The organism is Salinisphaera sp. (genome assembly GCF_035690525.1).
In the GTDB taxonomy this organism is placed as follows: Bacteria; Pseudomonadota; Gammaproteobacteria; order Nevskiales; family Salinisphaeraceae; genus Salinisphaera.
Window position 1 is genome coordinate 49,274 of sequence record NZ_DASSKM010000178.1, and the last position, 23,665, is coordinate 72,938.

Annotated in this window: 20 protein-coding genes; 9 read left to right on the forward strand and 11 right to left on the reverse strand. The window is 64.1% G+C overall.

Annotation, left to right across the window (positions count from 1 at the left end; translation table 11 throughout):
- Positions 1-7 precede the first annotated feature (7 nt).
- Positions 8-886, forward strand: coding sequence for an SDR family oxidoreductase (locus VFJ08_RS13710; protein ID WP_324997786.1), 879 nt, complete (start codon positions 8-10; stop codon positions 884-886).
- Between the two features lie 178 nt (positions 887-1,064).
- Here VFJ08_RS13710 and VFJ08_RS13715 read toward each other — a convergent pair whose 3' ends face one another.
- A complete protein-coding gene (locus VFJ08_RS13715; RefSeq protein WP_324997787.1) occupies positions 1,065-1,583 on the reverse strand; it encodes a hypothetical protein in 519 nt (172 codons plus the stop codon).
- Between the two features lie 100 nt (positions 1,584-1,683).
- Complete coding sequence (locus VFJ08_RS13720; RefSeq protein ID WP_324997788.1) at positions 1,684-3,165, reverse strand: dynamin family protein; 1,482 nt, start codon at positions 3,163-3,165, stop codon at positions 1,684-1,686.
- 99 nt (positions 3,166-3,264) lie between these two features.
- On the opposite strand from VFJ08_RS13720, the gene VFJ08_RS13725 reads away from it, so the two are divergent.
- The gene (locus VFJ08_RS13725; protein ID WP_324997789.1) at positions 3,265-5,274 is read left to right on the forward strand and encodes a putative bifunctional diguanylate cyclase/phosphodiesterase; all 2,010 of its coding nucleotides are present in this window, start codon (positions 3,265-3,267) and stop codon (positions 5,272-5,274) included.
- Positions 5,275-5,323: 49 nt separating this feature from the next.
- On the opposite strand, the gene VFJ08_RS13730 is transcribed toward VFJ08_RS13725, so the two are convergent.
- Positions 5,324-7,060: a PilZ domain-containing protein gene (locus VFJ08_RS13730; RefSeq protein WP_324997790.1), complete on the reverse strand. Its 1,737-nt coding sequence runs from the start codon at positions 7,058-7,060 to the stop codon at positions 5,324-5,326.
- Positions 7,061-7,213: 153 nt separating this feature from the next.
- On the opposite strand from VFJ08_RS13730, the gene yghU reads away from it, so the two are divergent.
- From yghU to VFJ08_RS13745, 3 genes are all read left to right on the forward strand, one after another.
- Positions 7,214-8,089 (forward strand): glutathione-dependent disulfide-bond oxidoreductase, encoded by an 876-nt coding sequence (gene yghU, locus VFJ08_RS13735; protein WP_324997791.1) that lies wholly within the window; start codon positions 7,214-7,216, stop codon positions 8,087-8,089.
- A 123-nt stretch (positions 8,090-8,212) separates the two neighbouring features.
- A complete protein-coding gene (gnd, locus tag VFJ08_RS13740) occupies positions 8,213-9,196 on the forward strand; it encodes a phosphogluconate dehydrogenase (NAD(+)-dependent, decarboxylating) (protein ID WP_324997792.1) in 984 nt (327 codons plus the stop codon).
- Between the two features lie 79 nt (positions 9,197-9,275).
- Positions 9,276-11,756, forward strand: coding sequence for a sensor domain-containing protein (locus VFJ08_RS13745; RefSeq protein WP_324997793.1), 2,481 nt, complete (start codon positions 9,276-9,278; stop codon positions 11,754-11,756).
- A gap of 169 nt (positions 11,757-11,925) precedes the next feature.
- Here the strand turns inward: VFJ08_RS13745 and VFJ08_RS13750 are convergent, their stop codons facing one another.
- A complete protein-coding gene (locus VFJ08_RS13750) occupies positions 11,926-12,888 on the reverse strand; it encodes an alpha/beta hydrolase (protein ID WP_324997794.1) in 963 nt (320 codons plus the stop codon).
- Between VFJ08_RS13750 and VFJ08_RS13755 the strand changes: the two genes are divergently transcribed.
- Positions 12,887-13,162: a hypothetical protein gene (locus VFJ08_RS13755; protein WP_324997795.1), complete on the forward strand. Its 276-nt coding sequence runs from the start codon at positions 12,887-12,889 to the stop codon at positions 13,160-13,162. The two genes, VFJ08_RS13750 and VFJ08_RS13755, sit on opposite strands and share 2 nt — an antisense overlap.
- A gap of 17 nt (positions 13,163-13,179) precedes the next feature.
- Here the strand turns inward: VFJ08_RS13755 and VFJ08_RS13760 are convergent, their stop codons facing one another.
- The 3 genes from VFJ08_RS13760 to VFJ08_RS13770 all read right to left on the reverse strand — a co-directional run bounded on the left by VFJ08_RS13760 (position 13,180) and on the right by VFJ08_RS13770 (position 14,652).
- The gene (locus VFJ08_RS13760; RefSeq protein WP_324997796.1) at positions 13,180-13,353 is read right to left on the reverse strand and encodes a hypothetical protein; all 174 of its coding nucleotides are present in this window, start codon (positions 13,351-13,353) and stop codon (positions 13,180-13,182) included.
- Between the two features lie 138 nt (positions 13,354-13,491).
- On the reverse strand, positions 13,492-14,112 hold the full coding sequence (locus tag VFJ08_RS13765) for a Ku protein (protein ID WP_324997797.1): 621 nt from the start codon (positions 14,110-14,112) through the stop codon (positions 13,492-13,494).
- 126 nt (positions 14,113-14,238) lie between these two features.
- Complete coding sequence (locus VFJ08_RS13770) at positions 14,239-14,652, reverse strand: DUF3429 domain-containing protein (RefSeq protein WP_414707080.1); 414 nt, start codon at positions 14,650-14,652, stop codon at positions 14,239-14,241.
- A 250-nt stretch (positions 14,653-14,902) separates the two neighbouring features.
- On the opposite strand from VFJ08_RS13770, the gene rarD reads away from it, so the two are divergent.
- From rarD to VFJ08_RS13785, 3 genes are all read left to right on the forward strand, one after another.
- A complete protein-coding gene (gene rarD / locus VFJ08_RS13775; protein ID WP_324997799.1) occupies positions 14,903-15,835 on the forward strand; it encodes an EamA family transporter RarD in 933 nt (310 codons plus the stop codon).
- 410 nt (positions 15,836-16,245) lie between these two features.
- On the forward strand, positions 16,246-17,373 hold the full coding sequence (locus VFJ08_RS13780) for a hypothetical protein (RefSeq protein WP_324997800.1): 1,128 nt from the start codon (positions 16,246-16,248) through the stop codon (positions 17,371-17,373).
- A 212-nt stretch (positions 17,374-17,585) separates the two neighbouring features.
- Complete coding sequence (locus VFJ08_RS13785) at positions 17,586-18,542, forward strand: DUF1615 domain-containing protein (RefSeq protein ID WP_324997801.1); 957 nt, start codon at positions 17,586-17,588, stop codon at positions 18,540-18,542.
- A gap of 28 nt (positions 18,543-18,570) precedes the next feature.
- Here the strand turns inward: VFJ08_RS13785 and VFJ08_RS13790 are convergent, their stop codons facing one another.
- The 4 genes from VFJ08_RS13790 to VFJ08_RS13805 form a co-directional block, all read right to left on the reverse strand.
- Complete coding sequence (locus VFJ08_RS13790; RefSeq protein ID WP_324997802.1) at positions 18,571-19,764, reverse strand: glycerophosphodiester phosphodiesterase; 1,194 nt, start codon at positions 19,762-19,764, stop codon at positions 18,571-18,573.
- Positions 19,765-19,897: 133 nt separating this feature from the next.
- Positions 19,898-20,635, reverse strand: a complete 738-nt coding sequence (locus VFJ08_RS13795; protein WP_324997803.1) for a DUF998 domain-containing protein — start codon at positions 20,633-20,635, stop codon at positions 19,898-19,900.
- Positions 20,636-20,911: 276 nt separating this feature from the next.
- A complete protein-coding gene (locus tag VFJ08_RS13800) occupies positions 20,912-21,583 on the reverse strand; it encodes a YceH family protein (protein ID WP_324997804.1) in 672 nt (223 codons plus the stop codon).
- Between the two features lie 99 nt (positions 21,584-21,682).
- Positions 21,683-23,626 carry a hypothetical protein gene (locus VFJ08_RS13805; RefSeq protein ID WP_324997805.1) on the reverse strand — a complete coding sequence of 648 codons (1,944 nt, stop codon included), beginning with the start codon at positions 23,624-23,626 and terminating at the stop codon, positions 21,683-21,685.
- Between the last annotated feature and the right edge of the window lie 39 nt (positions 23,627-23,665).

The window sequence follows — 23,665 nt, forward strand, 5'->3', positions numbered from 1 at the left end:
CGCGGTCATGACGGTCGAGGTATCCACCGTCATCGTGGGCTGCGGCGATACCGGCGTGCGGATCGCCGCGCGCGCCGTCGCGGCCGGCGAAACGGTGCTCGGTATCGTCCGCGGCGAGGATTCGGCCGCGCGCCTGCGCTCGGTTGGCGGCCGGTCGCGCCGTATCGATCTCGATGGGCCGGTGGGCGACCTGCCGGCCTGCCGACGGCTCGTCTACAGCGCGCCGCCGGCGCGCGCGCAAGCTACCGACGCGCGCATGGCGCGCGTGCTCGAGGCCATGCCGGGCGTGCCGGCCCACGTAGTTTATATCAGCACCAGCGGCGTCTACGGCGACTGCGGTGGCGACTGGGTCGACGAAGCCCGGCCGGTGGCGCCGGATACGGACCGGGCCAAACGCCGGGTGGACGCCGAGCGGCGGATCATGGGCTGGGCCCGGCATGCGGTGGTCCTGCGCGCGCCCGGCATCTATGGCCCGGGCCGGCTGACGCTGGATCGCGTGCGCGCCGGCGAGCCGGTGCTCGCCGATCGCGCCGGCGGCTGGACCAATCGCGTGCACGTGGACGATTTGGCCGGCATCGCCTGGCATATGGCGACCGAGCCGCCGCCGCATGCCATCTACAACGCCTGCGACGGGGTGCCGACGCGGCGCGAAGCTTATTACGACACGTTGGCCGAGCTGCTTGGCGTGGCCGCGCCGCCCCGGATCGACTGGGCCGAGGCGCGCCAACGGTTTTCGGCCATGCGGTTGTCGTTTCTCGCCGAATCGCGCCGTTTATCCAATGCGCGGCTGTTGGCCGATACCCGTTATCGGCTGGTGTTTCCCGACTATCGCGACGGCATCCTGGCCAGTCTGCGCGGCGATCCGGTGCTGGCGCCGGGCTACTGATACCAACCCTCATAAAGATTGATCGATCTTCATGAAGCCAGAATTCGTCCGCAAATGCACGCGAATAAGACACGCTGATGCGCTTTTCGCGCTTTCATTTGCGTTTATTGGCGTTCATTTGCGGACTGTTTTGACTGGCAGGTCATTCTTTTGCAAGTAGGTATGAGTTCCTCGTGGGCTAACGCAGCAGCGACGCGAGCTGTTTCTGCTCCAGCTCGGTGGCGAACTGGCCGAGAATCCGGGTCAGGCATCCCGCGCCCGCCAGCGCGACCGGCACATCGCCGCCGATGTTCTCGATAATGGCGATGCTGTAAAGAAAACCTTGGCCGCCGTCGCGGCACGGCCCTACGGTGGTACCCTTCAGAGTCAGGCGGTATTGCGCCCGGCGCGCCATGGCCCGATAGTCGCCATAGTCGCTGTGGCCGTGAATCAGGTCGTCGCTGTAGCCGACCAAATGCCAGCCGCGCCCGGCCAGCACCCGGCGTAGGCCCCGCGCCAGGGCGGAATCGGCGTTAGGCACGATCATGGATTCGGCCGGCGTAGGGCGCGCGCCGCGTTGGCCGCTCGGCGGGGATGTCGGCTCGTTGGCGCAGCCGGCCAGAGTAGCCAGCATGGCCGTGGCGGCGGTCAATGCGACGGCGAAGTAGGGCAGGCGGCGGACAATCGCGATCATGGCCACGGTGTCGACAACGAGCATGGTCTCCTAGATTACGCCCGCTCGCCCCCGCGCCGACAATACGGGTTGTGCATTACACGGGCCCCAACGCACGACCGCCAAGCGCGCCCGCCGTGCAGCCTCAGCCCGAAGGCTGCGTGAAACGGTCGTTGAGGCGCCGCACCAGGCTTTCCTGCTGGTCGCGGATACGGGCCACCCGGCGCCGCGCGAACACGTGCCAGCCCTTGGGTTGTAGGCTGAACAGCCCGCGCCACCAGCGCACGTTGCGCCGGAAGGCGCGTCGCAGGTCGATGTTGAAGGCCTGTTGCGAGGCAGGCTGAATCCGGCGCGCGATCTGATTCGCGGCGAGCGTGCGAGCGGAAAAATGAATCGCGCCGACAATCACGACGACCAACGCCACGATCGCCCAGCCGCCCGCGGTATTGCCGAACACGCGCTCGACCACGCCCATGGCCGCGGCGTTGGCCCAGATGAAGGCCGCGCCGCAGGCGGCGACGATCGGCGCCAGCATCAGGCTGTCGAAGATGAGCGTGCGGCGGCGCCACTGGCGCAGGTAGTGCTTGAGCAGGCCGACGCCGTTCTCGCCGGCCAGGGTATCGGCGGCGCCCGTCATCAACTCGATCACGCGGTATGCCCGATCGATTTCCACCCCCGTCATGCGGCGATGGATCTCGGCGATGTCTTCGTCTTTTTTCGCCTTGAGGCGCGCGGCCAGCGATTCGTCGGCGATCGCCCCGGCCGCGTCCTCGTCGTAGATGCGCAGAAAACGGCCCGCGGTGAGCCCGGCGGAGGCCAGCGCCCGCTGCCACGCCGCCACCACGTCCTCGGGGTTGTCTTCGCCGGCCGTGGTGTCGATCTGGTTGAGAATGAAAAGAAATTTGCTCGCGTCGTCGCGATCGACGGTGTTGGTGACCAGATGCCGCAGCGTATCGCGCATCGCGCCCGGCTCCGGATGACGGGCGTCGAACAACACCAGTACCAGATCCGACAGATCGATGATGCGATCGGTGATCTGCAGGGTCGCCGAGCGTTGGCTGTCGGCATCGAAGCCGGGGGAATCGAGCAGAATCTTGCCGCGGATCTGTTCCGAATTACAGGTTTTGAGCTGTAGATAGCTGTTGATGCGCCGGCCCTCGCCGATCGCCACGTCTTCGATATCGCCGCTGATGCGATAGAAGGGGAAGCGCAAATCGGCGTCGAGCGCGGTGCCGGGCAGGGTCAGTGGCTCGGATTCCTCGCTGTAGCAGATCACCGAAAAGCGATCGTCGACGGCCTGATTGCCGGTGCGTTGCAGCGTGGTGCCGAGATAACCGTTGATAAAGCTCGATTTGCCGGCTGAAAAGGTGCCCAGCAGCGAAATGACCGGCCACCACGGCACCCGCCGGGTGAAGCTTTCGCCGGATGCCAGCAAGCCCATGCGATGCGCGATACGATCGAGACGGCGAAATTCGGCCAGCGGTTCGAGCAGCAGCGGATTTTCGCGCTTGAGATGGGCTTCGAGCGAATCGGTACGCGTGGCGTATTTCGAGGATTGGCGCATAGACCCCTTGAGACTGGCTTGCACCCGCGACCCACGCGGTATGCCGTTCATCATACTATGCATGACGTGTCATATAGCCGCGAACCCCGTATGCTCGGTATTGTCCATTGACGGCTCAGACCGAGACGAACGCTTCGGCAGGAATGGAAGGGGGATCGCATCGTGACCGACGCATGCCCGGCGGCTATTTCGAAATTGGTCCGTAGCGCGGCCGCTGCCCTGGACTGTCGTTGCGCGGTGTTCTACCGCCTCGATTCGGGTGTTTTCGACCCGGTACAAAGCCATGGTAGCGAATCGGTGGGCGCCTATCCGATGCCGGACGCGAACTGGTTGACGGCCCATCGCGGCATCGCTGCGGCCGGCGCGACGAAAGAATCGCCGCCTTCTTACGGCTGGCATCAGCAGGACCGTCTGCGTCTGCTGGAATCGGTGGTGGTGCACGCCAAGGATGCGGTGCTGATCACCGAGGCCGGGCCGATCGATCGGCCGGGGCCGCGGATCGTTTACTGCAACGCGGCGTTTACGCGGATCACCGGCTATAGCGAAGCCGAGGTGCTCGGCCGTACGCCGCGTCTGTTGCAGAATGCCAATACGTCGCGCGCCTCGCTCGATCGGCTGCGCCATGCGCTCGAACACTGGCAGTCGATCGAGATCGAGCTGCTCAACCAGCGCAAGGACGGCAGCGAGTTCTGGGTGGAGCTGAGTATCGTGCCGGTTGCCGACGAAAGCGGTCGCTACACCCATTGGATTTCAGTGCAGCGCGACGCGAGCGAGCGCAAACGCGCCGAGCAGGCGGCCGATCAGGCACGCCGGGCCGAGGCCGAAAACGCGGCGCTGCAAGCCAAGCTGCGCGAGCGTCAACGCGTCGAACAATCGCTGGCCTATGCCGCTTTTCACGACGATCTCACCCATCTCAACAACCGCGCCTACGTCATGGATCGGCTGCGCTCGCTGGTCATGGCGGACGCGAGCGAGGCCGGGCGCGCCAGTCTGCTGTTTCTGGACATGGATCGCTTCAAATCGGTTAACGACAGCCTCGGGCACCGCGCGGGCGATCTGCTGCTGATGCAGATGGCCCGCCGGCTCGAGACCTGCGTACGCGCCGACGATATCCTGGCGCGGGTCGGCGGCGACGAATTCGTGGTGCTGATCGAGAACGAGCCGGAGCAACGCACGGCCATTGAGGTCGCCGAGCGCATCATCGAAGCCTTCGACAAGCCGTTTCGTATCAGCGAACAGGATATCTATTCCTCGACCAGCATCGGCATCGTGCATATCGATGCGCGCTACGATTCCCCCGAGCAGCTCGTGCGCGACGCCGATGTCGCCATGTATGCCGCCAAGCAGGGCGGCGCGGGCAACTACAGTCTGTTCACCGAATGCATGCGCGAGGCCGCGATCGAGATGCTGTCGCTGCGGAACGATCTGCGCCAGGCGCTCGTTGACAAACAGCTCACGCTGGCCTACCAGCCGATCTATGCCCTCGGCCGCGCCGGCTGTGTTGGGGTTGAGGCGCTGGCGCGCTGGCACCATCCTGATCGAGGCGGGGTGGCGCCGGGTGTGTTCGTGCCGATCGCCGAGGAGATCGATGTCATTCGCGAGCTGGGGCACTGGGTGATGAGCCAGGCGTGTCGCCAGATGCAGGACTGGGGCTCGGCCGCTGCCGGTCTTAGGCTGTTCGTCAACGTTTCGGCGCGCGAGGTCCGCGACCATCGTTTTCTCGACCAAGTCGACGAGGCGTTGCGGACGAGCGGATTGCCGGCCTCGCGCCTGCAGCTCGAGATGACCGAGAACATCTTCATCCAGGATCCGGCGCACGTGGCGCAGGTGCTTGATGCGCTGCGCGCCCGCGGCATCCGGGTCGTGCTCGACGACTTCGGCACCGGCTATTCGTCATTGAGTTATCTGGATCGCTACGCGGTCGATGCGCTGAAAATCGATCGCGAGTTCGTCACGCGCATGGCCGGCGCCCAGCGTACGCGGGCGATCATGGACAGTATTCTGGCGCTGGGCGGCGCGCTCGGCGTGGATATCGTCGCCGAGGGGATCGAGACCCAAAACGAACTCGATCTGCTGGAGACGCTGGGCTGCCCGTTCGGGCAGGGCTTCCTGCTGGCGCCGCCGATGAGCGCCGGCGACTTTGCGGCCCAACTGGCCGTAAGTGCGGGTTGACGCCGGCGACGGCCGAGCCGTCGCCGGCGGTGTTGTCTTTGGCGGCCAATCAGCGCAGCCGGAGCCGCGCCCGGCGCTTGTCATGCCCGTCAGCCGCGGCCGGCGAATAGAGTTCGGCCGGCTCGTGCGCGACCGCCCGCTCGAGCTGACCGAGTTGATGCAGGTCGACCCCGCCGATCAGCAGGTTGAGCCGTTGGTGCCGGGCGGCGTTGAGATTGCGCAGCACGCGAACGCGAGCCGGCTGGCCGCGCTCGTCGACCTCGACCACCTGGGCACGAAAGCCGTTGGCGTAGTGCACGATGGTGCCGATCGGGTAGGGACCCTGGCGCTGGACGTAGCGTCGGACCCAGTAGTCGTCAAAGCGCTCGCAATCGCGATAGATCCGGCGGCAAGCATCGAACGCGGTGATCGGCGGCTGGCCGTGGTAGCCGCGAACGTGTGCATCCACGGCCTTGACCACGCGGGCAGCGTCCGCCACGCGCTTGTCGACCCCGTCCACCGGCTGGCCGAGTCCGGCCAGACCGGCCACGAGCGCATGTATGGCGGGCGCGGCGAGCGCCGGTTCGGCTTGTATGTGTTCGAGCAGCCGGGCGGCGTGGGCGCCGCTAACCGCCTCGGGGTGATGCCGGGCGGCGGCGAGCGTGGAGGCTGCTTCGTCGGCCAACGATACCAGGCCCAGCTCATGGAGCAGACCGCCGAGCACGATCTCGCGCGGCGCGATCGTCAGATCGGGCTCGGCGTCGATGAGATCGAGCAGGCGACCGGCCACGGCGAGCGCGTGCTGGATCAGGGGCGGCTGGTCGGTCAGCGTGGCCAGCGCAAACATGAAGGATTGGCGGTCTTCGGCGAGCAAGGCGCATAGTCGCTCGGCCCCGGCGGCCAGGCGCGCCGCGGGCAACGGCTCACCCACACGTAGCGCCAGCGCCGCGCGCGCGATAGCGTGGGCCACGTCGAGCAGTGATTTGCGCATCGGCGTGCGAAAAGGCGGTGTACGCGCGATCGTCTGCGCGGGCTCGTGGGCAACGCCGGACCTGAACAAACCCACGGTTTGGCGGGCGGCGCTGCGCTCGCCGCGGCGCACCGCGATTTCCATTTCGATTTCTTGTAGCCATAACCACAGCGTCCGGCGGCGATCGCCGTCCAGCGGCTGGAACGCGAGCCCGGCCCGGGCCAAACCGCCCGGGCCGAGCAGGTGCACGTAGCGTACGTCGGCCGCCACCTCGAACCGATCGCCGTTGGGGAAGACGAGCGCTATCTCGATCGGTGCGCCATCTATATTCAGGGTCAGGCCGGCCGCTATCGGCAACTCGATCTGACAGCCGCCGAACGACAGATCGATCACCCGGGCCACGAGCCGTGGTTCGTCGGCCGGGCCGGGAATTTCGAAGCGCGCCGACATGCCTTTGATGAAAATCAGCCGCAAGCCGGCGCGCTTGTTTTCCAGCCGCAGGCGCTCGGGAATGGAAAAACGCCGCAGCGCGCCGGTGGGCGTAGCCGGGTCCGGCAGCGACGTGATGCCGTCGAAGGCCAGTGTTTCACCCTCGTCGGTCACGGTAAGCGCAAGGCCCGGGCCGGGCAGCGTCACGCTGTCCCAGTCGTCGCTCGCGGCCTCCAACACGAGCGTGTTTTCGTCATCGGCGATCTGAAGATCGTGGGCGGTGATCGTCCAGCCCGCCGCCGGGTCGCTGAGTGTGAGGGTGCGCGGCTGACCCTCGATCAGCCGGAGTGTCCTGATCACGCGCCAGCGATCGTGGAATTCGAGTGTCTCGGTGAAGATCGGATCCATGAAGAGCGCGATCGAAAATCGCCTCGGCAGAATATCCCGATAGCGTTTAACGGCCGGCCCGGCGACAACTTGAGGCTTCGGACGATCAGCAATGGTGTAAACGCGAAGCGGTAGTACACTGGCGCCCTCTTTGTATACTGCACCATTTTAATCATGAGCGATTCGATCGATTACACGCCGCCCCGGGTCTGGAGTTGGGATAAGGAAAGCGGAGGCCAGTTCGCCAGCATCAACCGCCCCCACGCCGGGTCGCGCTACGAAGCCGATCTGCCCGTCGGCAAGCACCGCTACCAGCTCTATTCGCTGGCCACGCCCAATGGCGTGAAGGTGACCACGCTGTTCGAGGAACTGCTCGAAGCCGGCTACGGGGAAGCCGAATACGATGCCTGGCCGATTCGGATCGGCGATGGCGAGCAGTTTTCCAGCGGCTATGTCGCCGTCAACCCGAACTCGAAGATCCCGGTGCTGGTCGATTACAGCGTGTCCGCGCCGCGGCGCATCTTCGAATCAGGCTCGATTCTGCTGTACCTGGCCGAGCGTTTCGGCGCTTTTCTGCCGACCGATCCGGATGTGCGCACCGAAACCCTGAACTGGCTGTTCTGGCAGATGGGCAGCGCGCCTTATCTCGGCGGCGGTTTCGGGCATTTTTACAGCTACGCGCCGGAGAAGATCGAATACGCCGTCGATCGCTTCACCATGGAGGCCAAGCGCCAGCTCGACGTGCTCGACCGGCGTCTGGCCGATAACGCGTATCTGGCCGGTGACGCCTACACCATTGCCGATATCGCGACCTGGCCGTGGTACGGCGCGCTCGCGCTCGGCCGGCTCTACGATGCCGGCGAATTCCTACGGGTGGACGAATACGAAAACGTTCAGCGCTGGGCCAAGGCTATTGATAAACGGCCGGCGGTCGTCCGCGGGCGGATGGTCAACCGGCTGTGGGGCGACGAGTCGGAGCAGCTCCACGAGCGGCACGGCGCCAGCGATTTCAAGCGCCGTACCCAGGACAAGCTGATGTCGGAGGCGTAGGTATTAGGCCCTAATTCACGGTGTCGCCCGGCCCTAAGCCGGGCCGCACTCTGTAAAATATATGTTTCGTATAGCAGCCAATACGGATCGCACTGACGGCGATCCGGCAACAAGGAGGTCTTCGTGAAGATCGGAGTGCTCGGGCTCGGCCGCATGGGCGGCAACATCGCATGCCGCCTGATGGACGCCGGCCATGAATGCGTGGTCTTCGACACCAGCACCGAGGCGGTGAAACGCATCGCCGAAGCCGGCGGCGAGCGCGCGGATTCGCTGGCCGCCATGGTCGAGGCCCTACCCAAGCCGCGCACGCTGTGGCTGATGCTGCCGGCCGGCGAAGTCACCGAGAACACCGTCGCCGAACTGGCGCGGTTGCTCGAGGCCGGCGATACGCTGATCGACGGTGGCAACGCCAACTTCAAGGACGACGTGCGTCGCGCGGCCATGCTGGCCGAACACGATATCCGCTATATGGATGTCGGGGTTTCTGGCGGTGTCTGGGGCCGCGAACGCGGCTACTGTCTGATGATCGGCGGCGACAAGGACAATGCCGAACGCCTGGACCCGATCTTCGCCGCGTTGGCGCCCGGCGCGGGCGATATCGAGCGCACGTCCGGGCGCGGCGAAGCGCTGGACGCGCGCGCCGAGCAGGGTTATCTGCACTGCGGGCCGGTCGGTTCCGGGCATTTCGTGAAGATGGTTCACAACGGCATCGAGTACGGCATGATGGCCGCCTATGCCGAGGGTTTCGATATTCTGAAAAATCGGACGGCCGAATTCCTGCCGGACGACGAGCGCTTCGACCTGAATCTGGCCGATATCGCCGAAGTTTGGCGGCGCGGCAGCGTGATCTCCTCCTGGCTGCTGGATCTGAGTTCGATCGCCCTGGCCGAGGACCAGAATCTGGCCGAATTCACCGGCGAAGTATCGGATTCCGGCGAAGGCCGCTGGACGATCAACGCCGCGATCGAGCAGGCGGTGCCGGCCAACGTGCTTTCGGCCGCGCTGTTCGCGCGCTTCAGTTCGCGCCACACGCCGAGCTTCGGCGACAAGCTGCAATCGGCAATGCGCAATCAGTTCGGCGGCCATGTCGAGACGCACAACGACTAGGAACTAAATCCGCTCCGGGCTCAAGCCGGCCGCGCGCCGGCCGATAGAACGGCGTAACCGCGTTCCCGGATGTGTCGGAATGTCGACAACTGATTGCCAGGCGGCGATTCACCGCCAACTCCTGGACGGCCTGACCGAGCATGCGATCTACATGCTCGACGCCGAGGGCCGTATTCGCTCCTGGAGCGCCGGCGCCCAGCGTTTGACGGGCTACGGCGAACAGGAGGCGCTGGGTACGCTGGCATGGCAGTTCGACGACCCCGAATCCGCGGATAACGGGCCCGACGCCATACTCGCCGCGGCCCGCGAGCATGGCCGCCACGAGACCCAAATTCAGCGCCGACGCAAGGATGGCAGTCGTTTTTCGACCCACGGCGTGGTCGAGGCCGTGTCCGACCGGGGGCGGATCACCGGTTTTGCGGTCATAGAACGCGAATGCGGCAAGACCAGGGGTGACGACGGTTCGGCAGGGCTGGCCGACCGCCAGTTCCGTCTGTTGTTCGAGAGCGTAACGCTCTACGCGATCCTGATGCTCGATCTCGAGGGGGTGGTGACCAGCTGCAATCCGGCCGGGGTCGAGGCGATCAAGGGTTATGCCGCGGACGAAATCGTCGGCCGGCATTTCTCGATTTTTCAAAGCCGCGCCGATTGCGCACGCGGGTTGCCCGAGGCGGCGATAGCGCGCGCTCGCGATGAAGGCCGGCATCAGGTCGAGGGCTGGCGCTATCGCAAAAACGGTACGCCCTTCTGGGCCGGTGTCCTGATGATACCGATCCGCGAAGCGGGACAACTGATCGGATTCGCCAACATCACGCGCGACATGACGCGGCACAAGCAGCACGAGAACGATATCCTGCAGGCCAAGCGTATCGCCGAGCATCGCTACCGCGAATCGCGCTCGCTGTCGGCGTTTCTCAACAACGTGATCGGCAATATTCCGATTCGGGTGGTGGTGGCGGACAGCCAGACCGGCCAGATTCTCATCGACAATGCCGGGCAGGCGAACGACGGTTGCGCCGCCGCGATCGATGCCGGCATCATCATCGAGCGGTTGCGCGGCCCGGCGGCCAAAACCCTGGCGGATGCCGAGACTCGGGAGACGCGCATTGCCGTCGATACCGCCGAAGGCGCGATGCGGCTCAAGTGCCGCGTGTTGCGCGTCACCGATGACATCGGCGGCGGATACAATCTCATGTATCTGGTCGAGGACGTCACGGAAGAGCACCGCGCCAGCGAAAAAATCCATTTCATGGCGCACCACGACGCGCTCACCCACCTGCCCAACCGCACGCTGTTCAACAAGCGGCTCGACCAGGCGCTGACGGCCGGCGACTACGAGCACACCGCCGTCGGCTTGTTGCTGATCGATCTCGACAACTTCAAGAACATCAATGACGTACTCGGCCATCCGGTCGGCGACCGGCTGCTGATTCAAGTGGCCGCGCGGCTGCGTTCCGCGCTCGACGATGCGGCCATGCTGGCGCGTATCGGCGGCGACGAGTTCTGTGTCGTCATCCCGCAGTGCGGTGACGCGGCGGGACTGGAACGCGTGGCGCGACGGCTGATCGAGACCATGCGCGACCCGGTGGTGGTCGACGATCACGCCGTGCAATCGGGCGTGAGCATCGGGCTCGTGGTCTCCGACGCCGACATCGCCAACACCGAGGATCTGCTGCGCTGCGCCGATTTGGCGCTTTACGATGCCAAGCGCGGCGGCCGAGGGACCTATTCGGTGTTCCACCCCGGGCTGCATCGCGCGGCCCGTATGCGTCTCGATCTGGAGGTTGATCTACGGCGCGGCTTCGAGGCCGACGAGTTCGTGCTTTATTACCAGCCGATCATGGCCTCGGACAGTCTCACGGTTTCGGGCATGGAGGCGCTGCTGCGCTGGCGGCATCCCGAGCGCGGGATCGTGCCGCCGCTGGAATTCATCCCGATGGCCGAGGAAACCGGTTTGATCCGGGCGATCGGCGCGCGCGTGCTCATGCGAGCGTGCTGCGAGGCGGCCGGCTGGAGCGGGGAGGCCAGTATCGCGGTCAATCTTTCGCCGGTACAGTTCGACGATCGCGCGCTCGTCGATCATGTACGGGACGCGCTCGCCACCTCGGGGCTGGCGCCGCATCGCCTCGAGCTCGAGATTACCGAATCGATTCTGCTGGATGCCTCGCGCAACAACATTCATCTGCTGGAAGCCCTCAAGGCGATGGGCGTGAAGATCGTGCTCGACGATTTTGGCACCGGTTATTCGTCGCTGCACTATCTGCGCTCGTTCGCGTTCGATCGAATCAAGATCGACAAGAGTTTCGTCAAGGAGGTCTGTCATGACGCCGAGGCGCAGGCGATCGTCAAGGCTATCACCAGCCTCGGCGAGAGCCTGTGCATTCAGATCACGGCCGAGGGCGTCGAGCATATCGAGCAGGCCAACCAGTTACGCGCCGACGGCTGCTCGCATCTGCAGGGTTACTATTTCGGCCGTCCGGAAAGCGCGGCGGCGGCCGCGCTGACGGCGCCGTCGCAGCGGCTGGGTCGCGCGCGTCGCGCCGGCCGGTCGGGCTATTAATGTGGCAACAAAACAGCCGAAAGATCGGCTGTTTTCAACGCCCTGCCAAATCCAGGCCGGCGCATGTCCGGCCTGGATTTGACAGGGCTTCGCGGCTTGACGCCGCGGCGGCCCGCTTGCGCGGTCCGCTTTATTAAGCCGATGGTCGTTCATCTATTTTGATGCCGGCTTAATAATAGTTCTGGTTCGTCGCGCCTAGGGCGCCGCGCAGCGCGGCGGCGACCCGGTCGAGCAAGGTGGTGGTCACCGCGAGCCAGGCCTGCATCTCGATCGAGCCGTGGATCACGCCGGGAAAATGTGCGTGCTCGCAGGGTACGGCATCGTCGCGCAGGCGCATGGCGTAAAGCGTGCCTTCGTCCATCAGCACATCGGCGCCGGCGGTCACAACCAGCGCCGGCGCGGTGTCCGCCAGCGACGCGGCCAACAGCGGCGAGACGCGCCAGTCGGCGGTATCGGTGGCGTCGCCGGTCGCGTTGCGGCCGAACCAGTCCATGAATTCGGCGGTCAGCGGCGGTATCCGCCCGTTGCGGCTCCGGGACGGGTAATAACGCGCCGCGTCCCGCAGATCGGTCGCCGGATAAATGAGCGCCTGGAAGGTCAGCGGCCAGCCGTTATCGCGGGCGGCCAGCGCGACCACGGCCGATAAATGGCCGCCGGCGCTGTCGCCGGCCACGGCCACGCGCGCCGGATCGATATCCAGTTCGGCGGCGTTCGCGGTTAGCCATTCGAAGGCGGCGATCGCGTCTTCACTGGAGGCCGGCAGCGGATGCTCGGGCGCCAGCCGATAGTCGATGGCGATCAACTGGCAGCCGCTGCGCAACGCGAGTTGGCGGCAGACGCGATCATGCGAGTCGAGATCGCCGAGCACCCAGCCGCCGCCGTGGTAGTAGATCACGGTGGGCGCGGGCGAACGGGCCAAGCCTTGCGGCTGGTAACGACGGATGGCGATTTCGCCTGCCGGCCCCGGGATTTGCCGATCCTCGACCGTCGCCATGGCCGCCGGCTCACCGCCCGAGCGGGCCAGGGTTTCGACGTAGAGCCGGCGCGCTTCGGGCACGCTCAAGTCGGTGAACGAAATTTCGGCCGCATTGAGCTTGTCGACGACGGCCTGGACTTCTGGAAGGAGCGTCATGGGGCGGCAGGGCGATCAAACCAAACTACAACGTATCGCAAATCCGACGATCGCAGTAGTCGGCCGGGCCATGAGCCGACTGCGCTTAGCCGCGAACGATGCGCCCGACTTATACCAACCTGCAAAAACAAGGGTACAAAAGGAAGACGAAAACAGTCCGCGAATGAACGCGAAAAAAACGCAAATAAAAACTAATTTTCTTTATTTTGCGTGCCTTTGGCGTTTATTTGCGGGCTTGCTCTTTTTCTTGTCGACTATCGTTAAATCATTATGACGGCTGGTATTATAAATTTATGACACTTTTTTCTTTTTTCCGGGCGACTGACTCGCGCTTTTCTTTTTGTTTTTCGAGCCGTTTCCGCTCTTGCTCCGGTTACTTCCGGACTTGCTGCTTTTCTTGTTCGCGGCGGTACCGGAGGATTTCTGCCGGGTCACGCTGCGCGCGAGTTGATCGGCGAAATCCACGACCTTTTCTTCGTCGTCCGTATCCGCCGTGTCGTCCTTGTCCTCGCGTGCGACTATGGACTTGCCGTCGGCTTCGGCCTTTCGCTCGATATAATCGAGCAGGGCTTGGCGGTACTCGTCGTGATAGGCCTCGGGTTCTCACTCGCCGCTCATCGATTCCACCAGTTCCTCGGCCATGGCGGCTTCTTTTTTCGATATATCGAAGTCGGACACCGGCCCGCTGGGCAGGCTGAAGTTGCCCAAGTCGCGCAGTTCCTGATCGAAGCGCAGCATGTTCAGGATCAGCGCGTTGTCTTCGGCGTAGATCGCGCACAGATGCTCGCGCCCGCGGATCACGATCTTGGCGATACCGGCCTGGCCGGTGTCGGCCAACGTCTCGCGCAGCAACACATAGCTTTTGGGTTTTTTCTGGTTGGCGATCAGGTAGTAGGGCTTTTCGAAGTAGGCGGGCTCGATCGCGTCGAGGGCGACGAAGCGCTCGATCTCGATCTCGCGCGTCGGCTCTTCGGCGGCCGCCTCGAAATCGGCGCTGTCCAGCAGCACATAATTGCCACCGTCGTATTCGTAGCCCTTGACGATCTGATCCCAGGGCACTTCCTCGCCCGTATCATCGTTGACCCGTTCGAAACGCACGCGTGCGGCGTCGCGCGAGTCCAGCATACGAAAACTCAGGCCGGTGCGACGCTGCGCGCTATAGAGCTTGACCGGAATCTGAATCAGCCCGAACGCGATATCACCGGTCCAGACGGCCTGTGCCATGGCATTATCCGCTGTTTCGATCCTCTCCGGCACATGCTAGCACCGCGCGATCCGCGCGTTCGTCCGCAACGGCACGGGTAAAAACGGATGACGGGCCAGCCGCGATGCGCACAGGCCGGCGCGGCGTCAGAGCCAGACCGAGAGCAGAATCGAGATCATGGCCAGCGTCGCCAAGCCCATCTGCGGCGGGCGCAGGGCGCGGAAAAAATCCGGTACTTCGCGGCGTCGGGCGGCCGCCGGATCGAGCACGCCGATGCTGGCGAAACCGAGTGCCGCCACGGCCAGGGCGAATGTGATATAGGGCGAGATCAGTACCACCACGCCGACCAGAAACAGCCAGAACATGGTCAGGATCTGTGCCGGCTGCGGCCCGCCTTCGGTGAAGAAGCTCAAACCGCGGCGTACCCCGGCCAGAAAGAAGAACAGGATGGCCGACCAGAGCACCGAGGCCTCGATCGCCAGTGCGAACAGCGCCGGCCCGGCGAACCAGACGCCCACGCCGGCTACCACGAGCGGCACGATCGGTAGATAGCCGAGCATCAGGCTAAGCCTGGGGATGGGCGCGGGCCGGGGCGAGAACGGGTTCATCGTAGCGGTGGTTTGTGGCGACAGAGCGTCTATCCTTGCTGCGTTGCGGGGGCGTGCGTCAACCCGTGGCACACTGCGCCGCTCGCTGTGCTCGCGTCGCGGGTGAGCCGGGGCGGCTCGCCTTATTACTCTGAAAAAGTTTTCTATTCGATCGCCGGCGTAATAGCCCGGCCTATATATTTATTTTGATGCCTGACTAACAATGCCGCGGCCTTCGTTATCCTCACCGCCGACCGAACGTACGCTCGGGCTGGCCGCCGCCTTCGGCGCGTTTTTCATCTGGGGTTTGTTGCCCCTGTATTTGCACTTGATCGACCCGTCGGTCTCGCCGTGGGAAATCCTGGCGCATCGCATCCTTTGGACCGCGACGCTGGTCGGGCTCGCGGTGCTGCTGCTGCGCCAGGGCGATCGGGTGCGCGCGGTGTTCGTTACGCCTTCACTGCTGGGCGCGCTCGCGGTGACCGCCGCGCTGGTTGCGACAAACTGGGGCACCTTCATCTGGGCGGTGGTCAACGATCGGGTGATCGAGGCGAGCCTCGGTTACTTCATCAATCCGCTGCTGAATATAGCGCTGGGTTTCGTGTTTCTCGGCGAACGCCTGCGGCGCCTGCAATGGGTCGCGGTGGCGATCGCGGCCGCGGGCGTGGTCTTTTCCGTGGCCGCCTACGGCCAGGTGCCGTGGATCGGTCTTATCCTGGCCGGTTGTTTCGGTTTCTACGGCTTGATTCGCAAGCGGTTGACTGTCGACAGCGTCACCGGATTGCTGATCGAAACCTTGCTCCTTTCGCCGTTCGCGCTGGGCTGGCTTGGCTGGCTGTATGCCCATGGCGGGGCGGCATTTCTCGTCGACGGGCCACGCATCGACGCGCTGCTGATCGGCGCCGGCGTGCTCACCCTCGTACCGTTCACACTGTTCGCCGCCGGCGCGCGGCGCCTGCGCCTGGGCACCATAGGTATTATCCAGTATCTCACGCCGACGCTGCATTTTCTGACCGGGGTGGCGCTGTTCCATGAGCCGTTGACCACAGCCGATATCGTCACCTTCGCCTGTATCTGGCTTGCGCTGGCGGTGTACACCGTCGATATTCTCGGCGCTCGGTGGCGTGTGCGCGCTGCGGCACGTTCTTGTTATTAATCCGGCATGAAAATACCTTCATGCCGGATTAAGAATGCGAGCATGCGTTAGCGTGATCGCCGCGGCCAGGGGCCGCGAAGCGCTTGAAAATAAAGGACGGACATGCGCCGGCCTTTATTTTCGAGTGCGTTGAAAACAGCTGATATTTCAGCTGTTTTGGTGCCGGGTTAATAAACGCCGGCCGTGGTTCGAGGGCTGCGTTGAAAATAGCCGGCGATCGGCCGTGACCGGCATTGCCGTGGCGGTCGGCATCCGCCCGTGATAGCGTAAGTTTCCGGTCGGCCGTGAACGAGCACGGGCGTGCTGTGGCTTTCATTCCGACAGCGCGCCTGATGCGTGATCGAGCCTGGGCGGCGCCGCACGGTAAGGTGCAATGACCGCGGCGTCTGCAATGGCCAGTGAGCGAGTTCATGCATGATTCCATAGGTGACAGGGCGTGTTACCGGGTACCGGGTGCTAGCCGGTTCGATCGACGCGAGCATGCGGCGTGGTGGGTGGCGACGTTTCTGATCAGCCTGCTGCTCACCGGCTTACAGTTCACCACGACGGCGCCGTTCAAGCTCGCCGGTTTCGAGCTAATGGCCCATTTCAATGCGACCGAACCGTTTCAATGCCGCGTGCTCGTTCCCGCGATCGTGGCCGGCGTGCAGTATTTGGTTCCGCTCGGGCCGAAGATCGTGTTCGGGGCCGTCGAACTGGTGTTCTGGATGGCGCTGATTGCGCTGGCGTATCGTGCGTTGGAGCGTTTCGGCATCGCCCGGAACGAATTAATACGCCGGCTGCTGGCCTTGACCGTGGTGGTGCCGATGGTGGCGCATCTGCTGATGCCGGATCTGCATGTGGCGTCCGGTTTCAGCGCCGCCGACGGCGTATTGGACTTGGGCGTATGGCGCGCCTGGCCGCTGTTCTACTATCCCTACGATCTGCCGGCCGCGGTGTTCACGCTCGCGCTTTGCCTGTTATTGATGCGGCTGCGTAAAAGCCCTTCGCGTGGCGTGTTGCTCGTGTTCGTGGTGCTGTTCACCATCGCCACCGCCAACCGCGAGACCACGATTTTTCTGCTGCCGACCACCGCGCTGCTGCTCTGGGGGCGGCTTCCGACGACGCAACTGCTTGCGCTCGGCGTGGTGCTGCTGGCGGTTTTTCTGGCCGTCGAGCTACCACTGTATTGGCTGTTTAGCGATATGCAGAACCCGAATCGCCGAATCGCCAGCACCCAATACGAAAGCCACTTGCTGAGTAATCTCGGCTTCTTTCGCAGCCCGTTTTACGCCGCCTGGTTCGTCACGCGCTTCGCCGGCGGGCTGGCGCTGGTCGCGCTATTCTGGTGGCGCTTCGTGGACCGGCGGCTCAAGATCGTGCTGATCACGTTCGCGCTGCCGCTATTCTGCTTCGCCATGTGGGTGGGGCGGCTGCCCGAGCACCGTATATTTTCCGAGATGGTGCCGTTGATCTGGCTCGCCGCGATGGGCGCAATCGCGGCGCGGGCCGGCTGCCGCGAACGGCCGGATCTGCGAGGCGATACCGACGGCGTATGAAATCATCACCGTCGATCATCTCCAAACACGCGCCCATAATATCTCATCGCGGTCGCATACCCGGCCGGGGTTGGTCCGGCCGTACCGTGCTCTTCGCCGGTCTTTCTGCGCTGTTGCTTCTAGCGGGCTGCGCGCACTGGCGCCCGTCGAGCCGGCCGACGCGATCGCCCGAATCGGTGCAAAATCGCGTCGTTCATCTGTTGCCTTCACACGTGAGCGACAAGCAGGCCTGGGCCGAGGATATCCAGACTGCTTTCTCGGCCCAGGATATCGAGGCCAGCGACGGCAATCTCTGCGCCACGCTCGCGATGGTGGGGCAGGAGTCGTCGTTTCATGCCGACCCGCGCGTACCGCATCTGGCGTCCATCGCAAGGAGCGAACTGGAGCGTCGCGCCGCGGCCGCCCACGTGCCGGAATTTCTGCTTGGCGCCGCGCTGGGCCTAAAATCCTCCACCGGCCAGACCTATCAACAACGTCTGTCCGCGGTGCACACCGAACGTCAACTCAGCGAGCTGTTCGAGGATTTCGTCGGCCAGGTACCGCTCGGCCGCAAACTGCTGAGCGGCTTCAATCCGGTTCACACCGGCGGACCGATGCAGGTGGACGTGGATTTCGCGAAGGCGCACGACAGCGATTATCCTTACCCGGAGAACGGCACAACCCGGCACGCGGTTTTTACCCGGCGCGGCGGGCTGTATTTCGGCATTTTGCATCTGCTGGGTTATCCGGCCGATTATCCTTCGCCGCTATATCGCTTTGCCGATTACAACGCCGGCTGGTACGCCAGTCGTAACGCCGCTTTTCAGCGAGCGGTGAGCCGGCTCACCGGCGTCCGACTGGCGCTGGACGGCGATCTCGTCATCCACGGCAGCACCGCCACCAGCCACACCGAGCGGGCCACGCGCCGGCTCGCCGATCGGATCGGACTTTCCGACGACGATATCCACGCCGCGCTCAAGCAAGGCAAAAGCCAGGACTTCGCCGATAGTCGGGTTTACAAGCGCGTGTTCGCGTTGGCCGACAAACAAGCCGGCGAGCGCGTGCCGCGCGCCACGCTGCCGGGTATCGAGCTCGACAGCCCCAAGATCACCCGCGACCTGACCACCGCCTGGTTCGCCAAGCGCGTGAAATCGCGCTGGGATCAATGCATGGCCCGCACCGGGCGCTGAGTGCTTGCTCGGCGTCCGGCGCGGCCGCTCAATAACCGTACTGATCGAGCAGATCGGGCGCGCTCGTGGACGGCGGCCGTCCTTCGAAACGTAGCAGGGTGGGGGCATCGTTGGTGAATATGCCGTCGACCCCTCTTTCTTGATAGCGCCGGAAATCGACCACGTCGTCGAGCGTATAGACATGTACCAGCAGACCGCGGCGATGGGCGTGCCGGATCATCCAGGGCATGGCCAGGTCCGCGTAACTGTAAGTCGGATCAAGATCCGCGCGGGTGGCCGATGGGCCGACACCCACGGCGCCGTGGGCGCGCGCGAAATCAAGGAACGCATCGTAGGCTTCGCGTGATGCTACCCGCTGGCGTGCCTGAAAGGCTACGTCCGACTCGCCCGGGCGCTGCGTAATGCTGTCATCCGCCGGGATTTCGCCTTCGCCACCCAAGAACAGCAACAGAATTTTCGGCGTGTCGGGCATTTGCTGGTTGAGTTTGACCAGGCTGTCCTTGGAAAAGGTCTGCAGAATCACCCGGCCTCTCGTATAGCCGACGTTGACGTGGTGTTCGGCGTCGAAATCGTCGGGCGCCATGCGCGGGTGGGCCCCGATCCAGCCTTTGGATAGAAGATAATCCGCCAGATCCTTTTCGATACCGGGAAACAGCTCGGGCGCCTTGGTTTCCAGATAGAGGCCGGGCTGATTCTCGCCGTTCTCGGCGATCTGTCGCACTTCGTCGAGCGTCAAGATCTTCAGGCCGGCAAAACCCGGGCGGGCGCGCTCCGGGTACGCCGCGTTGAACCAACTGCCGGCATCCAGTTGCTTGATCTCCGCCAGTGTGAAACTGCTGACCGGGTTGTCCGCCCGGTCGGGGAAGACCTGTTCGATGTTGGTCGTGCGTTTGAGATTGGTATCGTGCAGAGCGATGAGATGCCCGTCGCTGGTGCGTTGCAGGTCCAGCTCGAGATAATCGGCGCCTACGTCGCGGGCCAGCTTGTAGGCCGGGCGGGTCTCCTCGGGCGCATAGTAGGACACGCCGCGATGGGCGATCACGGCGTGATAGGGGATGCCGTAGTTTTCGGCCAGACGCTGGCCGATCGGGGCCGGCCCGCTGTCGGCGTCGGCGTCGTTGTCATTTAGAGAGACGTCCTTGTTATCGGAGCAGGCCGCGAGCACGGCGGCCAGGCTCATGACCGCTATGGCCCGGCCCCACTGGGTACGCTTTGGTGACATGTTTTTCTCCGTGAGCGATATGTGGTTGTAGTTCAGCGTAGTCTTTTCCCGTGTACAAATCCGCCGGCAATTGATGGGCGTTGTCACGCGATATAATTCTTTAAATTGAGGGATGATTTCGCGATGCATGTCGCTACCGGCGAAGTCGTGCAAATGTCCGCTGTGCGAGTGAGTCTCGCGCGGCGGCGGCCGTGGCCGGGGCGGAAACGGGAAAGGCGGTATCTATCGTCCTCTTTTCCAATAAAAGGTATCGGATCATCAGTATCTGCCAAGTGAGCATCTGTAACGTCACGAGCTTTTCCAGGCCGCCTTGGAGCGAAAGCAACAGCGGGTCCAGGACGAGCGTGATGAATACGGTGACGTTCAGGGTTGCGAATATGAAGCGCCGGCGGCGGAAGGCCTCAAGACGCCAGATCAGGGCGGTCAGGACGATCATGCTCATGAAAGCACATATAAAAGTGATGACGGCGCTGGAAAAATGCAGCCGGGCGTCGAACAGGCTGACCGGGTGTTCGGGGTGGGGCCAGGGCGCGTGAAATCGCGTGGTGATGATGATGCTCAAAGTGCTGACCAACATCAGCAGCATGACCAGCGTGCCGGCAGGGCTGCGGAAGGTTCTCCGCACCGCGATCCCGAACAGCGCGAACGAAAAACCGAGCAGATAAGCCGCCATCCGAAGCCAGCTCGAATACGGGCCGGCCAGATAGTGGCTGATCGGCTGCGCCAAGGGCTGATCCGGCCGTTGTAGCTGCACGAAAGCCAGTGTCAGCAGGAAATACGCCGCGATAAAAGCGGATATTCGATAAAGACGAGCGGTGAACGCGGACGCGCGCGGATTTTGCAGGCTGGTGTCAGGATAATGTGGCGTCACGGATCGCTGTCCTAGATATTAATGTGGCAACAAAACAGCCGAAAGATCGGCTGTTTTCAACGCGCCTCGCCAAATCCAGGCCGGCGAATGTCCGGCCTGGATTTGACAAGGCTTCGCGGCTTGACGCCGCGGCGGCCCGCTTGCGCGGTCCGCTTTATTAAGCCGATGGTTGTTCATCTATTTCATGCCGGCTTAATAACTTTGTGGGGCGGCCCGGGAAGCTGCTCCCGGAATGGTCTATCGGGCGTTTCATCGTGCCGAACCGGATTTTCGGCATCAGGAGTTGTATTGCGCCTCGAGCCTTTCGTATAGCCTTGCGTTTTCGGCTTCCAGCTCCGCAACTTTTTGTTCCAATTCTGCGATGCGCCTTGGGTCGGCGGGTTGCTTGGCACCGTGACGTGCCGGCCGGGCCTCGATCGCCGGATCGATTACGCCGCACAGCTGATGCATGAACTCCGCGTCCTTGCGTCCCTTGGTCCGCGGCAGCTGGACGAGCAGGGCGTTCTCGGTGTCGTCCGGGTCGATCAATTCGCGGGCCGCGACGCCCACGGCGTCGTTGTCGGGGAAATCATAGAGGCGGCCGGCGCGGGCGCGGAGTTCGCCGGGGGTCTGGGGGCCGCGCAGTAACAACAGGGTGACGATTGCGAACTGAGCCTTGGTCAGCTTGATGTCGGCGAACTGGCCGGCGCCGCACAGGCGCTGCCGGTACTTGTCGATGCCGTTCTTGAAGTTTTCTTCGATGTGGAGAAGGCTGCGTACGGCAAGCGCGCGGGCGGCGCGTTGCACATCGACCTTGGTCAGCGACATGACCGGCTCGCGGGCCGATTTTTGGTTGGCGGCGTTGGTCAGCGCGTTGAGGGTGAGCGGCATCTGGTCCGGGGTGGTGACGGATTTCTCCATCAGGCAGCCGATAATGCGGGCTTCGACGTCGGTGAGCTTGGGTAGCATGGGCGCAGGGTTGTGAAATTTGCACCCATGCTACGCATAAAGTGGGTGGGTCGCGCTACGTTTCTTACCGGAGCGGCTTCCTTCGAAGTGTCGACAGCTTTAGAAGACTTCGGCCCAGCTGTGGTTGGCCAGTTCCAGCACCGCCTCGACCGCCTCGGCGGGCACGGTGGCCGGCTCGCCCTGCTCGAGCGGATCGTAATGGAAGACGAACAGGCGCGAGGCGAATTGGTGGAAGGGCAGGCTGGCCTCGCCATGGCGTTCGCCGTGGCCGTGGGTGTCGGTGTGGATGCCCTGGCCCCAGTCCTGGCCGCTGTCGTTGTTGGGATTGAAGAAATACACGCGCATTTCGCCGTCCGGGTCGAGCGCGACACGGCGGATGGCGATGGCGTGACGGCCGACGTAGCGCGCCGCGCTGTCGGTGGCGGCGATGCCGGCCGGCTGCGGATGAATCACCGGTACGCCGCCGTTGTAGTCCGGGTGATAGCTGGCGTAGAAGTCGCGGATGAAGACGTCGTGGTCCTCGATCTTTTCGGTGCGCGCGTTGGCGACCACGCGAAAGCCGTTGCCGACCCACCAGCCGTAGAACTCCGGGTGGATCCAGCGGTGCAGGTCGTCGTCGCGTTCGCCGCAGAGCCGGCCCATCTCGATATAGATACGGTCGAGATGCGGCACCAGAATCATCGACACCGGGTCCACGTCCAGCGGACGCTGTTTGGCGAGCCCCGCGGCCAGGCCCTTGGAGGAGACGATGTCGCCTTCGAAGCGCAGCAGCACTTCGTCGTCGCGCGCGGCCCAGGCGATCAGCTGGAGCAGGTAGTCCGGGTCGTTGTCGGCCCACATCGACAGGCCGATCACCGACTGACAGGTGGGATTGTTGCCCTGGCCGACGCCGAGCGGCTGGCCGAGCAGGTTGAGCACGCCGGCCATGAGCCATACCCGCGGCTCGCGGTGCGCGCCGAAGGCGGCGGTGAGCGTGGCCGCGGTTCCGCTCGACAGCGGCAGGCGAAGCTGGCGCGACAGACCGGCCGCGACCGGGCCGTTGAACAGCGTGCCGCGCTCGAGCAACTGAGCCAGGCCATAGATGGCCTGCGCGGTTTCGACGAAAATGATGTCGTCGATGATCTCGAACACCAGCGCGGTGTGGCACTGATAGGCATCGGTGCCGGTGCGCCCCAGGCCGAGCGTGACCGGAATCAGGTGCTCGCCGCCCCGCGCGCGTAGATGGCGCAGGAACACGGCTTGATAGACCGAGACCAGCCCGGTGTCGTGCATGGCGCGGGCAAACTCGTGGGCCTCGGCGCGCAGTTCCTCGTCCACGAAGGTCGATAATCGCTTGCCGTAGACCGCCACGCCCGGGTCTTCGGCGCAGCCGGGCGTGGGCGCGAACAGGCAGTTCACGAGTTGCTGAGCACTGGTATTGTCGGTATCCAGCGCCGGGTCGAACAGGCATCGGGCGATCTGGATGACCATCTCGCGCGCGTCGTCCACATCGATCGGGCGCTGTTCCAGAATGCGCCAGACTTCCGCCACCAGGCTGTCGAGAATGCTCTCGTAGCCCATCATATCGACTTCGAAGCGATACAGCGCGGCCACGATCGGACCGAGGCTGAAGGGGCGTTCGCGATCGGCCTCGCTGAGTTGGCCGGACAACAGATCGAGGTTGAGCGCCATCACCTGGGTGATGAACTGGCGCGCGTGCTCGGGCGTGATGCGCGGGTGCGCATAATCGCCGCGGGCGACCGCCAGCAGGCGCAACTGGCTGAGCGCTTCGATCACCGTGGTCTGGGCGTCGCCGGTGCGCAGCGAGATCTTGGCGATGTCTGGCTGCAGGATCGCCGGCTCGTCCCAGTCCGTATCCCGAAAGATACCGGCCGATTCAAAGCGCTTGACGCGCTCGTAGAGCGCCGCCGGGCCGCCGTCCTCGGCCAGCACCATGCCGGCCGCGGCCAGCGCCGGCGCGTTGGAGGCGTTTGGATCGGTTTGACGGGCCTGGCCAAGATTCATCAAGGCGGCGTCGAACTGTTGAATCGCGGTTGTGGTCATACGGCTTTGGGGCGTCTCGGAAACGGCGCTGTCCGCCGT

Coding starts and splice junctions, on each gene's coding strand:
- VFJ08_RS13710 (WP_324997786.1), top strand. CDS start 8: ATGACGGTCGAGGTATCCACCGTCATCGTGGGCTGCGGCGATACCGGC.
- VFJ08_RS13715 (WP_324997787.1), bottom strand. CDS start 1,583: ATGCTCGTTGTCGACACCGTGGCCATGATCGCGATTGTCCGCCGCCTG.
- VFJ08_RS13720 (WP_324997788.1), bottom strand. CDS start 3,165: ATGCATAGTATGATGAACGGCATACCGCGTGGGTCGCGGGTGCAAGCC.
- VFJ08_RS13730 (WP_324997790.1), bottom strand. CDS start 7,060: ATGGATCCGATCTTCACCGAGACACTCGAATTCCACGATCGCTGGCGC.
- yghU (WP_324997791.1), top strand. CDS start 7,214: ATGAGCGATTCGATCGATTACACGCCGCCCCGGGTCTGGAGTTGGGAT.
- VFJ08_RS13745 (WP_324997793.1), top strand. CDS start 9,276: ATGTCGACAACTGATTGCCAGGCGGCGATTCACCGCCAACTCCTGGAC.
- VFJ08_RS13755 (WP_324997795.1), top strand. CDS start 12,887: ATGGGGCGGCAGGGCGATCAAACCAAACTACAACGTATCGCAAATCCG.
- VFJ08_RS13750 (WP_324997794.1), bottom strand. CDS start 12,888: ATGACGCTCCTTCCAGAAGTCCAGGCCGTCGTCGACAAGCTCAATGCG.
- VFJ08_RS13765 (WP_324997797.1), bottom strand. CDS start 14,112: ATGGCACAGGCCGTCTGGACCGGTGATATCGCGTTCGGGCTGATTCAG.
- VFJ08_RS13770 (WP_414707080.1), bottom strand. CDS start 14,652: ATGCTCGGCTATCTACCGATCGTGCCGCTCGTGGTAGCCGGCGTGGGC.
- rarD (WP_324997799.1), top strand. CDS start 14,903: ATGCCGCGGCCTTCGTTATCCTCACCGCCGACCGAACGTACGCTCGGG.
- VFJ08_RS13780 (WP_324997800.1), top strand. CDS start 16,246: ATGCATGATTCCATAGGTGACAGGGCGTGTTACCGGGTACCGGGTGCT.
- VFJ08_RS13790 (WP_324997802.1), bottom strand. CDS start 19,764: ATGTCACCAAAGCGTACCCAGTGGGGCCGGGCCATAGCGGTCATGAGC.
- VFJ08_RS13800 (WP_324997804.1), bottom strand. CDS start 21,583: ATGCTACCCAAGCTCACCGACGTCGAAGCCCGCATTATCGGCTGCCTG.
- VFJ08_RS13805 (WP_324997805.1), bottom strand. CDS start 23,626: ATGACCACAACCGCGATTCAACAGTTCGACGCCGCCTTGATGAATCTT.